Source organism: Gilliamella sp. Nev5-1 (genome assembly GCF_001690895.1).
Taxonomy (GTDB): Bacteria; Pseudomonadota; Gammaproteobacteria; order Enterobacterales; family Orbaceae; genus Gilliamella; species Gilliamella apicola_C.
In genome coordinates, this window is the sequence record NZ_LZHO01000068.1 from 17,905 (window position 1) to 30,930 (window position 13,026).

The 13,026-nt window shown below is 34.5% G+C and carries 13 protein-coding genes; 9 read left to right on the forward strand and 4 right to left on the reverse strand.

All coding sequences use genetic code 11. The features are described 5' to 3' along the window. Positions 1 to 75 precede the first annotated feature (75 nt). The 3 genes from A9G41_RS08670 to A9G41_RS08680 form a co-directional block, all read right to left on the reverse strand. Positions 76 to 1,323 (reverse strand): nucleoside permease, encoded by a 1,248-nt coding sequence (locus tag A9G41_RS08670; RefSeq protein ID WP_065582921.1) that lies wholly within the window; start codon positions 1,321 to 1,323, stop codon positions 76 to 78. Positions 1,324 to 1,425: 102 nt separating this feature from the next. Further along, positions 1,426 to 2,142 (reverse strand): purine-nucleoside phosphorylase, encoded by a 717-nt coding sequence (deoD, locus tag A9G41_RS08675; RefSeq protein WP_065582920.1) that lies wholly within the window; start codon positions 2,140 to 2,142, stop codon positions 1,426 to 1,428. A gap of 52 nt (positions 2,143 to 2,194) precedes the next feature. After that, complete coding sequence (locus tag A9G41_RS08680) at positions 2,195 to 3,424, reverse strand: phosphopentomutase (protein ID WP_065582919.1); 1,230 nt, start codon at positions 3,422 to 3,424, stop codon at positions 2,195 to 2,197. Between the two features lie 457 nt (positions 3,425 to 3,881). On the opposite strand from A9G41_RS08680, the gene murB reads away from it, so the two are divergent. The 3 genes from murB to birA are packed head-to-tail and all read left to right on the forward strand — an operon-like array spanning position 3,882 to position 7,022. Then, entirely contained in the window at positions 3,882 to 4,892 is a 1,011-nt protein-coding gene (gene murB / locus A9G41_RS08685; RefSeq protein ID WP_065588754.1) for a UDP-N-acetylmuramate dehydrogenase, read from the forward strand. Between the two features lie 59 nt (positions 4,893 to 4,951). Continuing rightward, on the forward strand, positions 4,952 to 6,094 hold the full coding sequence (locus A9G41_RS08690) for an MFS transporter (protein WP_065582917.1): 1,143 nt from the start codon (positions 4,952 to 4,954) through the stop codon (positions 6,092 to 6,094). Continuing rightward, entirely contained in the window at positions 6,069 to 7,022 is a 954-nt protein-coding gene (birA, locus tag A9G41_RS08695) for a bifunctional biotin--[acetyl-CoA-carboxylase] ligase/biotin operon repressor BirA (RefSeq protein ID WP_065582916.1), read from the forward strand. Before A9G41_RS08690 ends, birA begins: the two co-directional genes overlap by 26 nt. 75 nt (positions 7,023 to 7,097) lie before the next feature. Here the strand turns inward: birA and A9G41_RS08700 are convergent, their stop codons facing one another. Next, positions 7,098 to 9,398, reverse strand: coding sequence for a zinc/cadmium/mercury/lead-transporting ATPase (locus A9G41_RS08700; RefSeq protein WP_081295788.1), 2,301 nt, complete (start codon positions 9,396 to 9,398; stop codon positions 7,098 to 7,100). A gap of 332 nt (positions 9,399 to 9,730) precedes the next feature. On the opposite strand from A9G41_RS08700, the gene A9G41_RS08705 reads away from it, so the two are divergent. The 6 genes from A9G41_RS08705 (at position 9,731) to A9G41_RS08730 (ending at position 13,024) form a co-directional block, all read left to right on the forward strand. Beyond that, entirely contained in the window at positions 9,731 to 10,081 is a 351-nt protein-coding gene (locus A9G41_RS08705) for a hypothetical protein (RefSeq protein ID WP_075539560.1), read from the forward strand. Between the two features lie 183 nt (positions 10,082 to 10,264). Beyond that, a complete protein-coding gene (locus A9G41_RS08710) occupies positions 10,265 to 10,762 on the forward strand; it encodes a CPCC family cysteine-rich protein (protein WP_075539561.1) in 498 nt (165 codons plus the stop codon). An 86-nt stretch (positions 10,763 to 10,848) separates the two neighbouring features. Beyond that, positions 10,849 to 11,286, forward strand: coding sequence for a hypothetical protein (locus A9G41_RS08715; RefSeq protein ID WP_065580350.1), 438 nt, complete (start codon positions 10,849 to 10,851; stop codon positions 11,284 to 11,286). Between the two features lie 123 nt (positions 11,287 to 11,409). Continuing rightward, a complete protein-coding gene (gene comJ / locus A9G41_RS08720) occupies positions 11,410 to 11,892 on the forward strand; it encodes a competence protein ComJ (protein WP_075539562.1) in 483 nt (160 codons plus the stop codon). 196 nt (positions 11,893 to 12,088) lie between these two features. After that, on the forward strand, positions 12,089 to 12,364 hold the full coding sequence (locus A9G41_RS08725; protein WP_143425448.1) for a hypothetical protein: 276 nt from the start codon (positions 12,089 to 12,091) through the stop codon (positions 12,362 to 12,364). Between the two features lie 273 nt (positions 12,365 to 12,637). Next, positions 12,638 to 13,024 carry a hypothetical protein gene (locus A9G41_RS08730; RefSeq protein WP_065580353.1) on the forward strand — a complete coding sequence of 129 codons (387 nt, stop codon included), beginning with the start codon at positions 12,638 to 12,640 and terminating at the stop codon, positions 13,022 to 13,024. The last annotated feature ends 2 nt before the right edge of the window (positions 13,025 to 13,026 follow it).

Below are 13,026 nucleotides of genomic sequence, written 5' to 3' on the forward strand. Positions count from 1 at the left end.
AGCAAAAGGCAACAACTAATATTGCTGCCTGCATATTGATTAAGTGGCGGGAATGAACAACCACTCAATGAATTATTAATTTATGGTTGCTTGTGGATTAGGATTCTCGTTTTTAAAAATCAACATAAACACAATAGCTAGAACCAAAGCATAACTTGCAAAAACAAGCCAGACTGTTTGCCAATCAATGCCACTTGTAGTTGTGTAATGATCGACTACAAAGCCACTAATTACCGAACCTAAATAAGCACCAAGCCCATTGGTCATGGTCATAAATAGTCCTTGAGCACTATTACGAATAGTTGGCGATACGGATTTTTCAACATACATTGAACCTGATATATTGTAAAAGTCGAAGGCACAACCATAAACAATCATTGAAAGAAGTAATAGTATAAAACCGACTGGAGATGGATCACCATAAGCAAATAAACCAAAACGTGCAACCCAAGCAAACATACTAATTAGCATAACGTATTTGATACCTAAACGTTTCATAAAGAAAGGTACAAATAAAATAAATACCACTTCTGAAATTTGAGAAATAGATAATAGTACGGAAGGATACTTAACCACTAAGCTATCGGCATATTCAGGAAATTTTTCAAAATCATGTAAAAATGGATTACCAAAGGTGTTGGTGATTTGTAAAATGCCACCTAATAAAATTGCAAATAAAAAGAAAATAGCCATTCTAGGTTGTTTGAATAAAACAAAAGCATCTAATCCTAATGAGCTAATGATGTTTTTTTCATCATTCGTGTTTTTTGTTGTTGGAATTAATGGTAATGAAAATGAATAAAGGCTGAGTAACAAAGAAGATGCAGCAGCGATATAAAGTTGCATACTACTAAGTTCTAACTGTAAAAAACTCACAAGCCACATGGCAACAATAAAACCGATCGTGCCAAAAATTCTGATACAAGGGAACTGAGTAATGACATCAAGTCCTTGTGATTCTAAGCATGAATAAGAGATTGAATTTGAAATGGCGATAGTAGGCATGAAAGCTAAGCAATGAACAAGTATCACTATCATCATCATGAAAGGTGATGTGACAGAAGCCGCAATAAATAGCGTTATCGCACCGATTAAATGACAAAGCATATACAAACGATTAGCAGGTATCCATCTGTCAGCGACAATACCAAGTAAGCTTGGCATGAATAATGAAGCGATGCCCATTGTTCCATATATTGCTCCTACTTCAATACCAGTAAATGCTAATTTACGCATCATGTAAGAACCTAGGGTGATTAACCAGCTTCCCCAGATAAAAAATTGCAAGAAAAATATAACTTTAAGTTGAAACTTAATATTCATTTATGATTCCTTAATAAACGCGATCTTGTATAACCTATTATCCAAATATTAATAAAATAATTATTTGATCAAAATAAAAAATGGCAGATTTCCTGCCATTTTTTAGTTTTGATTTAATAAAACAGACTCTAATGCAACGGTGATCATTTCTTTAAAGCCTAATTGTCTTTGCTCTGCTGACATTGCTTCGCCTTTTCGAATATGATCTGAAACCGTGCAAATGGCCAGTGCTTTTGCACCATATTCGGCAGCAACCCCATAAATGCCGGCAGCCTCCATTTCAACGCCTAAAATATTGTACTTTTCCATAACATCAAACATATCAGGTTCAACACTATAAAAAAGATCTGCAGAAAAAAGATTACCAATTTTAACATTTACACCTAATTTTTTTGCGGCATTAACGGCATTACAAGTTAAATCAAAATCGGCGATAGCGGCAAAATCATGATCTTTAAAACGTAAGCGATTGACTTTTGAATCGGTACAAGCGCCCAAACCAACAATAACATCACCCACGTTAACATTAGGACTAATTGCACCACACGAACCAATACGAATGATGTTTTCAACACCGTAAAATTTAATCAGTTCAGTTGCGTAAATTGAACAAGATGGAATGCCCATTCCATGCCCCATAATTGAAACTTTTTGACCTTTGTAATAACCCGTAAAACCTAACATGGCTCTTACATTAGTAATTTCTTGTGCGTTTTCTAAAAAGGTTTCTGCAATGAATTTTGCTCGTAGCGGATCGCCAGGCATTAAAACGGTTTTTGCAAAAGCATTATCAATGGCATTAATATGCGGGGTAGACATCAACTTCTCCTGATATTTGTTTCTAAATCGATATTATTTGAACTTAAATTACTTATTTTTTTATAAATGATTTACCGTAATCCATTGGCGATAAATCAAAATAATCGGCAACACTTTGCCCAATATCGGCAAATGTTTCACGATGACCTAAAGATCCAACTGGCACACTATCTCCATAAACAATGACAGGGATATGTTCTCGAGTATGATCAGTACCAGGCCAAGTTGGATCGCAACCATGATCGGCACTAATAATAAGCAGATCGCCGGGTTTAATAAGTGCCAACATCTCAGGAAGGCGACGATCAAAATATTCTAACGCAGCAGCATAACCCGATACATCACGGCGGTGACCATAAGAGGAGTCAAAATCGACAAAATTAGTAAATACAATGGTGTTATCTTTAGCTTGTTTGATTTCTTCAAGTGATGCATCAAATAAAGCTTCAATACCGGTCGCTTTCACTTTTTTAGTAATCCCAACTTGTGCATAAATATCGGCGATTTTACCGATTGACACTACAGTACCGTGTTTTTCATCAACCAGCTTTTTAATTATCGTTGGCGCTGGTGGTTCAACAGCAAGATCGTGACGATTACCCGTACGCACAAATTCACCTGCTTTTTTACCAACAAATGGTCTAGCAATAACGCGACCAATATTGTAGTTACCTTTATTCAGTTCGTCACGAGCAATTTCGCAAATTTCATAAAGTCTATCTAAGCCAAATGTCTCTTCATGACAGGCAATTTGGAAGACTGAATCAGCAGAAGTATAAAAAATAGGTTTGCCAGACGCCATATGTTCTTCACCAAGCTCATCAAGAATAATCGTGCCTGATGAGTGACAATTACCAAGATAACCGGGAAGTTTTGCGCGAGAAATAATCTTATCTAAAAGATCTTGAGGAAAGCTGTTAGTGGTATTAGTAAAATAGCCCCAGTCAAAAAGGACTGGTACACCTGCAATTTCCCAATGTCCTGAAGGTGTATCTTTACCTGATGAGATTTCACTGGCATAACCATATGAACCAATAATTTCGCCTTCTGTCATCATGCCTTTAAGATATGCTCCAGTTGACTCATAGGCGGCTTCTATTAAGCCTAATTTTCCTAGATTAGGTAATTTCAATGGTCCACTTCGACCTTGTTCCGCTTTACCTAATGCACAAAACTCAGCGATATGACCCAATGTATCTGCACCTTCATCTCCAAATTTTTTGGCATCTTCAGCGCCGCCGATTCCAAAGGAATCTAGGATCATAATAAAAACTCTTTTCATAATTTCCTCTAACTCATAAGCAAAACTTAACTTGCGCACAAACAATATAATCAATAACTGCTAATTAAATAACAGTGGTTGTTTTTCGCGCTAGCAATAAGTAATTCAGACTATAATTTATAAAAAACATCGCTTGGTTAGTTATAATACACGATAACAAAAAACAAAAAAGATTTAAGCGTTACTTTAGTTGAATATTTGTATAAATAATGTGATGAATTTGATAATAGTCACACTTTTGTCGAAAAAAAGTAAATAGACTAGTTTTATGAAGTGCACGATTAATAGTAAATTTAAAGAAAAATTAAAATTATTCGCGATTAAATAATTAATCAAATAAGCTTAACCAATGTGGTAATATAATCAGCAAATGCAATAGAGTCCAAACTATAAAAATAACACATAAAATCGATTGACTTTTGGACATCTATTTTCACAAAAATAAAGGTAGTTATCAATGAAACAAAAAATTCCTAATACATTTGGTCTAACTGTTTTTGCACAAAAAGTTGTCACGATCACTACAGTCGAACAATTACAACGAGTTTGGCAAGATAACTCTCAAAATTTACCTATTATAATTATTGGTGAAGGCAGTAATACTCTTTTTACCTGTGACTTTGATGGTATTGTTATTGTTAATCGCCTAAAAGGTATTACCATAACCGAAACCGAACAAGCGTGGCATTTAAAAGTGGGGGCTGGCGAAATTTGGCATGATTTAGTATCAACAACTATTGCGCAAGATATATCAGGACTTGAAAACCTCGCATTAATTCCGGGTTGTGTTGGTTCGGCGCCTATTCAAAACATTGGTGCTTACGGTGTTGAGTTTCAAAACATTGCTGATTATGTAGAACTGCTTGAGCTTGCTACAGGTAAAATCATCACAGTTACCGATGGTCAATATGGATACCGTGAAAGCATCTTTAAAAAAGCATATTTGCAAGGTTATGCGGTCATCAATGTTGGTATCAAATTACCCAAACTGTGGCAACCAGTACTAACTTATGGTGAATTACGAAACTTTGATCCAAAAAATGTCACCCCAAAAAGGGTCTTTGATAAAGTGTGCGAAATTCGCCGCAGTAAATTGCCCGATCCAAAAGTTCTTGGTAATGGAGGGAGCTTTTTTAAAAATCCCGTGGTCGATAAAATTGAGGCAGATAAGCTACTTGAAATTTATCCGAATATGCCAATATATCCACAAGCCAATCATCAATCAAAATTGGCCGCAGGTTGGCTTATCGATCAGTGTGGTCTAAAAGGCTATCAAATAGGCGGAGCTGCCGTGCATCAACAACAAGCGCTTGTATTAGTTAACAAAAACCAAGCAACAGCGCAAGATGTAGTTGAATTAGCTCGTTATATAAAAAAATGTGTATTACAAAAATTCTTGGTGAGTTTATCGCCAGAAATCCGATTTATCGGCAACTCGGGCGAAATTAATGCTGACAGTTATTTATAATTAATATCAAATTATAATTGCCCGCAAAACATAACCCATAAATTATATGCGATAACATTATGAAACATTCGTATTCATTTCCTATTTTATTAACGAGTTTACTCTTTGTGACTATCTCGTTGTCAGCTCTCAATACGCAAGTGCCATTGTGGCTAGTGCGTAATGAGTTTTCGCTTGGGCAAATTGGTCTTGTGGGATCAAGCTATTTTACTGGTAACTTGATTGGTACTGTTTTTGCCAATTGGTTTATTAGTAAATTTAATGCTCGACACACTTATACCTATAGTTGCATTATTTTTGCTATTGCAACTATTGGTTTAAGTTTTTCAATGAATTTTTATAGCTGGGTAATGTGGCGCTTTTTTATTGGCATTGCATGCGCTGTCACTTGGGTGGTGATTGAAAGTTGCATATTACTCACCGGTCCAGTGCATACACGTGGGAAAATGCTTGCAGTTTATTTAACCACTTATTATTTAGGCACGGTTTTGGGGCAAGCTTTGTTGCAGTATTTTCCACAAGATGTCTTGTATTTTGGATTGGTTATTATGTTACTGATGGGGCTTGCGATTTTATTTATTTTGCGTACACATTATAAATTACCAAAAAGAAAAAAAAGCAGCTTTGACATTATGCCAATGATATTAAATAAACCCTCTCGGCTTGGGTTAACCGGTTGCGTTATTGCTGGTATGTTAATTGGGTCGTTATATTCACTGTTACCAGTTTATTATTCACACTTGGGTTATAGCGATATTCAAGTTGCTAATTGGATGATTTTACTTATTTTATCAGGAGTGGCAGCACAAATGCCTGCCAATTGGTGTGCCGACAAATTTGGACGGCAAATTGTATTGCTAATTGAATCACTGCTTATGTTGGTTGCATGTATCATGCTAATATTTAATTGGTTTGGTGCGTTGGCAATTATCTTATTAGGTGCAACCATTTACACCATTTATCCCATATCGATGGCTTGGGCTTGCTCATGTGTTAAAAAGCAAAATATTGTGGCTATGAATCAAGCAATGCTATTAACTAACACTTTAGGTAGCCTAGTTGCTCCTGCGGTGATAGCATTCATCATGGATAAAACGAGTAATACCTATTTATTTGTTAGTTTTGCTATAATTTCGTTATACTTCGTTATCTTATTAGTTAAAAAAAGAGGAACGGATGCGCAGCCACAAAAATCCACTTAAATTAATTGAAATATTGGCCGATGGACAGTTCCATTCAGGCGAAGAATTGGCAACCATTTTCGGCATAACACGTGCTGGTATTAATAAATATATCAAACAACTGCGCGAGTGGGGGATAGTATTAACGTCAGTACAAGGTAAAGGCTATTGCTTGGCTTCTCCTCTTAATTTGCTTAATAAAGCTAAAATTGACCAGTATTACCAGTCGAATAGTCAGTGTGAAGTATTACCGATTATTGATTCAACCAACCAATATCTGCTTGATCGAATAGGGCAATTAACATCAGGTGATTGCTGTGTGGCTGAATTTCAATCAAAAGCGAGAGGAAGACGTGGGCGAAAATGGTTTTCACCTTTTGGTAGCAATTTATACTTCTCGATGTATTGGCGATTAGATCAAGGCGTAGCCGCGGCAATGGGGTTAAGTTTGGTGGTAGGGATAGTACTTGCCGATACCTTACGCACATTATCAGGCCAAGAGATCAAAGTTAAATGGCCAAATGATCTTTACCTTAACGACCAAAAGTTAGCAGGTATTTTAGTTGAGCTCGCCGGTAAAACTGGTGATTGTGCCCATGTAGTGATTGGTGTTGGTGTCAATCTAACCATGACAAACCCCGATACCAACATAGTTAACCAAAAATGGGCTAATTTAGGTAATGTTGATCGTAATTTACTTGTGGCTCAAGTCGCCAAAGTCTTAAGAAGTCAATTAATCGAATTTGAAAAACATGGTTTAGCACCATTTATTCATGATTGGAATAGACTAGATAACTTTGCCAATCGACTAGTAAAACTATTAATTGGTGATAATACCATTCGCGGCATTGCAAAAGGCATCAACGAGCAAGGCGCTTTATTGTTAGAACAAAACGGTAAAATTAATGCCCATATTGGTGGCGAAATATCATTAAGAATTGATGAATAATAAACTTAAAATTATTTAAAATAACTATTCCGCTTGTAACAAGCGGAATAGATTAAGTAAATATATTCTTAACTTTTATTTTTTAAATGTCAAAACCCGAAGGGCATTAGCAGTCACAATCGCAGTCGTGCCTGAATCAGCCAACACTGCTAGCCACAGTCCAGTAAAACCAAACAAACTGGTAATCAAAAAGATCAGCTTAATTCCTAATGCAATGGTAATATTTTGTTTAATATTACGACTCGCAAAGCGAGTCAAACGAATTAACTTAGGTAAACTGAGTAAGCTATTTTTAGTTAATGCGGCATCGGCAGCTTCTAGCGCAACATCTGTGCCACTTCCCATGGAAATACCCACCGTTGCGGCCTTCATGGCTGGCGAATCATTAATACCATCACCTACCATAGCAATTGACGTTGTGTTGTGGAGCTTTTCAATGGTAATCAACTTATCGGCAGGCAACAGTTCAGCGCGGTATTCCATACCTAACTGATCGGCAATAGCTTTAGCCGCTCGTGCATTATCACCTGTTAGCATCAAAGATTTAATACCAAGCTGATTAAGTTCATGTATTGTAGTCTTTGCATCTGACCGCAACATATCTTGCAGAGCAATAATGCCCATCAGTTGTTGATTTGTTACCGCAACCACCACGGTTTTACCTGCACTTTCAAGTTCCGCAATGATTTTAGCGTGTTCATCATTTAAAGGCGTTGAAACGGTCGCAACTTTGTTTGGAGAAACAATATAAAAAATCTGATTATCAATCTCGCCTTGAATACCAATTCCCACAATTGCTTTACGATTATCGGCCTGATTAATGCTTAACTGATTTTGTAATGCGTAATCAACAATAGCTTTACCAATAGGATGATGCGAACCACTTTCAATCGAGGCAACCGTTGTTAATAATTGTTCTTTGGAAATATCTTGAGGAATCACATCGGTTACTTGTGGTTTACCTTCAGTTAAGGTACCAGTCTTATCAAACGCAACCAGTTTAACCGAACCAATATGCTCTAATGCTGCTCCACCTTTAATTAGCACACCTTGCTTTGCCGCATTCGACAAGGCCGAAGTTATCACCGCAGGGGTTGAAATTACAAGCGCACAAGGGCAACCAATTAATAACAACGTCAAGCCACGATAAAAACAAGTATACCAATCAGCATTGAACAACAAAGGTGGCACAACAATTACCAATAGTGCAAATAAAGCAATTGTAGGCGTATAGTAACGGCTAAATTTATCAATAAAACGTTCAATAGGCGCTTTGCGCTCCTCGGCATCTTCAATCATCTGTAAAATACGATCAACCGCATTTTGTCCGACTTCTGATACCACTTTAAGTTGAATTGTATTATCAACCACCAACGAACCAGCCAAAATCTTATCGCCTGAAAGATAATTAACCGGAATGGATTCGCCAGTTAATGCGCTTTCATCAATATTGGCTTGTTCGCTCATCAAAATCACATCAGCAGGCAACCGCCCTCCTGATGAAATTTCAATAATATCATTGGGTTTTAAACTATGACTGGCAACGGTTTTTCGTGCTCCGTCAATGATTATTACAGCCTCTTCGGGCATGAGCTGAGCGAGCGAGGAAATGCCTTTTTTTGCTTTACTTGTTGCAATACCTTCTAGCATTTCACCAATCATAAATAAAAAAATGACCATGGTGGCTTCTTCGGCTGCCCCAATAAATAAAGCACCAATAGCTGACACGCTCATTAACGACTCAATCGCAAATGGTGTACCACTGCGCGTTAAAACCAATGCTTCTTTCAAAATAGGAATTAACCCTATTATTGCGGTTGCCATAAATGCATATTCGCCAATAGTTTGATTATATAATAACAGGATATAACTCATCACAATTAAAGTTCCTAATACAACTAAAGGGATTAGTGCCTTTTTGTCAAAATGATGATGATCGTGATGATGCGAATGCTTATTGGAAGGCTCGAAAATAGGTTTATAACCCAACTCGATAACTTTATTTTCAATTAATTGAATAATTTCCTGATTCTTTTGGGGAACAAAAACCATTAATTTTTCGGTAGAAAATATCATCTTTGTTTGGCTAATATTAGGTAAGGTTTTTAAACCATTTTCAATTTTTTGAGCACAACTGGCACAATCCATACCGGCTATTTTCCACGTTAATTTAACATGTTGGTTTTGCCTATCAGGATCTTCTGGAGGATCGCCAAAGTTATTTTGGGATTTGGTAGTATGAGTATCTCCTCCGCAACAAGGCGTGGATTCTTGATGACAATTTATATCATGAGGCATCTGTACATGATTGTGTGCTATATTTTGACAATTACTATGACAATTATGATGATGTATGTATTTGTTATTGTATAACATAACATTACCTAAGTGAGTGGATGATTTTGATTGTACGCTAAAAAATAAAAAAGAAAATTATTTTTATTTTCATTATGTGCTAAATAAGGAGGATTAATTAAAAATGAGTTGAGCGAGTATGTTGTAGTTGAGTTGGATTAGTTGTTTAGCTTTTTTAGTCATTATAAATGGCTAGTTTACCAAACATTTAGCTAAATCTATAATCGTTATTTTTGTGATGTAATTATCCTATGTCTTATTGATGATAGGATATTAATTTTGTTTTATTATGTAGATTCCAACCCTAATCGTTTTTCAACTTACTATAAACAACGTGGGACTTTCTATAAATTATGAAATTTATTTATAGCAATGATAAGGCAAGGGCTCTTCATTGGGCGCTTTGTGAGAAAAAGCGAGCTCCTTTTATAGAGTTAAGTAAGATTAATAATCAATACACTAATATTTTTTATGATATAACAAATTATCATATTTCTTTAGAAGAAATCTCTAATGATATAAAAAAATTATATTTAGCATACCTTGAGTTTTTTATGCTTTCCGACCCTATGATTGATGAGTTGTATGATCAATATTATTTTTTTAATTTAATAGTAAAAAGTGAACATGCTAATTTTTTTGCGAAAAAATTATATGACTATCTTTTGTTTAAATTAGATAATTTCAGCCACAATAAAACTTAATACTATCTATGATGAAGGACAATCACATTGAAGCTTTACAACATATTTAATGATATCAAAAGATTGGTTTTAAATAAGATGAACCTAAATCAAAATAACTTTAATTGTGACATATTAAATAACATTTAATTTTGTATAAAATCATGAAATAGATAGGTTAATAATAATGATAGGGTATTTGTAATGAAGACACTTAGCCGTAAACTTGCTTTAACACAATTAGCTATTAATATGATTATACAATGTCCAACAAAAAAGATTGAGAATATTCTCTTTGCTAATTACCTTGATAGGCATGGTCAATCTTTAACATATACAAGTATTTTTGATGATGCCGTTCAAACATTTTTATTGGACTATTTTATTGATATTAAGCTAAAAGGATATTCTAATCACTATTTAAAAAAATACGTTAGTGATCTATATAATGAGCCTATCACTATTATTGGAAATGAAGATATTTTGCATATATGCCCATGTTGTAGCTATTTAACCTTAGAACATCAAGGGCAATACGATGTTTGCCCATTATGTTCTTGGGAGGATGATGGCACTTTGCATCATGAGTTAGATAAATACAGTGTAGTTAATCATTCAACTTTAAAGCAATATAAAGGAAAATTTGAAAAACAAAAAGTTAACTTCATTAATATTCCATATAAATCAGGTAATGATAATTAATAACAATTGTATAAAACGAGTATTTCATGGTACATACAATAAAATGCTTTTTGGATATCTATTTATAAGTATTAAAGGGTGATTAGATGACCAAAATATTGGCGTTATGGGATAGGCAAACACTACCGATAAAAGATGGCATTTACTTTGCCACTGGTGATTCAATTTCTTTTGCAACCCAATTTTATCCCCAATTATTTATAAAAAAGGGGAAGCCATTCAATTTGAATCTTTTTTTGAGCGAAGATCCTGATAATATAACTAGTATTGATATCATCAAAAAAATAACCCTAAATGATGGCAATAACTGCTATTTGGGAGAGGGGAGTTATGGCTCTGAAGGTTTTATCGCCTACTTAACACCAGAAAATGCTTTAAAATGGGTGATCTATTTTGAAACATCAAATCCATTTATTAATGCAATTGAACTACCTAACAATTTCCTTATAGTACAATCCAGCGCTAATTTTAAAATAACTATCGAATTAAATAACCCAATTAACCTTGTTTTATCTAAGAATTAGCAATAACAAGCCTAACATAGAACGTTATTCTACAATAAGCCAAATATTGATAATATATATTACTTATAATAAATATTATTTTTGGTTTGATGATTTTATCAAATGTAAACGCGAGTATTATTTATGAGGCAAAATAACCAACAAATTGTGGATTTGTTAATATCAAATAGTCAAATTTTAGTCAGATCCAAACCGTATTGTGAAGCGTTGTCGCAGTGGGGGCAGAAAAACATTGAGCAAGGTGCAGTGATTCATCGTGATTATGCCATTTTTGATCCGTTACCTGATGATACTTTCGGCGCAAATGTTTTTTTAACATTAGCAGATAGTTTTACAATAGATACTCAAACCTTACGATGTATTGCTATTCCTTTTTACACCCATCATGAATATAACGTTGAAGTTGCCTCTGCTACAGAAAAGTTTACCATTGACTTACCATTAAGTGCGCCATTATATTCGCTGTATTATGAAATTTGTGAAGGTGATGAAGTTTTTTATAAATTTACTTTTGTAGCTACCTCAACCCCAATCGTCGCACACTATATGATTGATGACGAATGGGGAGGAAAAAAACAAAAAATAATTCAATCAGGAGTACTATAATTCCACCTTTGCTATGATTAGCTCTAATTTATAGCCTGTTGTCAAAGCAAATAAAGAACAATAAAAGAAAAATAGCCAAAACACCATAAGCTATGTTGTCGAAGACGAAGGCATCGCAGTAGATATTATTTTGCCACGCTTTGGCCAGCAACCTATCCCAGTTATTTATTTGGAATCATTTGAGTATAACAAGCAAATGAAAGATGCTATTGATTTCATTACATCCCATCAAATTGAATTATACAGCATCATCAATAATGAAATGACTACATATATCTCTCAAGTTTATAATCAAGATGGTAATAAAGCGCTATCACAAATTTCATTAACAAAAATTTACATATTGCTAGATGAAAAAGATGAGTACGGCTTGATGTTTGCGTGGTCAGGGGATAGTGAACATGGTATAGGTATTAAAATGAAAAACATGTCAATAGTAAAAATAGATGCTGCAGAAATCGCATTTTTATAAAGAAAGTTTGCTATTAGGAATAGAATGTGATCAAAAAGCAATCCCTTCTTTGCAAAAGATCATGTGAAAAATTTGCAATGCTTTCAAATATTATTAAAATAATATCATTTAGCTAATTACTTGAATTAATATACTTTAATGCTCCGAATTGGAATTAAGTTAGCATAATGAAGTCGTAGTCAAAAAATATTGCGCTGAATCTTGGCTAATTAACTTAATTATAAGTAACGTAATTATCAGCAACATAACCGTTAAAATCTAAAATTAAGCAAGATGTATGAACTAAAAAAACTATGTCATGATTTACATTTACCAAGTGGTGATAAATTCACTCAAGATTGGGCGTATGAATTGCCAGAGCAATACCGAACCGAAGAATGGTTAGATAGATATATTCGTGCTTATACTCATTCAACTTATTCAAAAACACAAAAACGTATATTAATGACTTTGATACTGGATGTCACGAATGATTTAGTTTCATCAGGTATTAGTGTATCCACCTTAACGATTAATCAAGCCCTAAAACTTTTATTGCAGGATTATAATTATCATATGGAACTAATTGAGTATTGGTCATTATCTGACGAACCATTAGCGGACTGTTTTGCGCTAACTCCTGAAATAAGAAAGCTAAAAATGCAATTAACTAAAAAATAATA

Bases quoted from the DNA above. Each gene is read 5' to 3' on its own strand.
- A9G41_RS08680 (WP_065582919.1), bottom strand. From the start codon at position 3,424: ATGAAAAGAGTTTTTATTATGATCCTAGATTCCTTTGGAATCGGCGGC.
- A9G41_RS08700 (WP_081295788.1), bottom strand. From the start codon at position 9,398: ATGTTATACAATAACAAATACATACATCATCATAATTGTCATAGTAAT.
- A9G41_RS08705 (WP_075539560.1), top strand. From the start codon at position 9,731: ATGAAATTTATTTATAGCAATGATAAGGCAAGGGCTCTTCATTGGGCG.
- A9G41_RS08715 (WP_065580350.1), top strand. From the start codon at position 10,849: ATGACCAAAATATTGGCGTTATGGGATAGGCAAACACTACCGATAAAA.
- A9G41_RS08690 (WP_065582917.1), top strand. From the start codon at position 4,952: ATGAAACATTCGTATTCATTTCCTATTTTATTAACGAGTTTACTCTTT.
- A9G41_RS08670 (WP_065582921.1), bottom strand. From the start codon at position 1,323: ATGAATATTAAGTTTCAACTTAAAGTTATATTTTTCTTGCAATTTTTT.
- A9G41_RS08725 (WP_143425448.1), top strand. From the start codon at position 12,089: ATGAAAGATGCTATTGATTTCATTACATCCCATCAAATTGAATTATAC.
- A9G41_RS08730 (WP_065580353.1), top strand. From the start codon at position 12,638: ATGTATGAACTAAAAAAACTATGTCATGATTTACATTTACCAAGTGGT.
- murB (WP_065588754.1), top strand. From the start codon at position 3,882: ATGAAACAAAAAATTCCTAATACATTTGGTCTAACTGTTTTTGCACAA.
- comJ (WP_075539562.1), top strand. From the start codon at position 11,410: ATGAGGCAAAATAACCAACAAATTGTGGATTTGTTAATATCAAATAGT.
- A9G41_RS08710 (WP_075539561.1), top strand. From the start codon at position 10,265: ATGAAGACACTTAGCCGTAAACTTGCTTTAACACAATTAGCTATTAAT.
- deoD (WP_065582920.1), bottom strand. From the start codon at position 2,142: ATGTCTACCCCGCATATTAATGCCATTGATAATGCTTTTGCAAAAACC.
- birA (WP_065582916.1), top strand. From the start codon at position 6,069: ATGCGCAGCCACAAAAATCCACTTAAATTAATTGAAATATTGGCCGAT.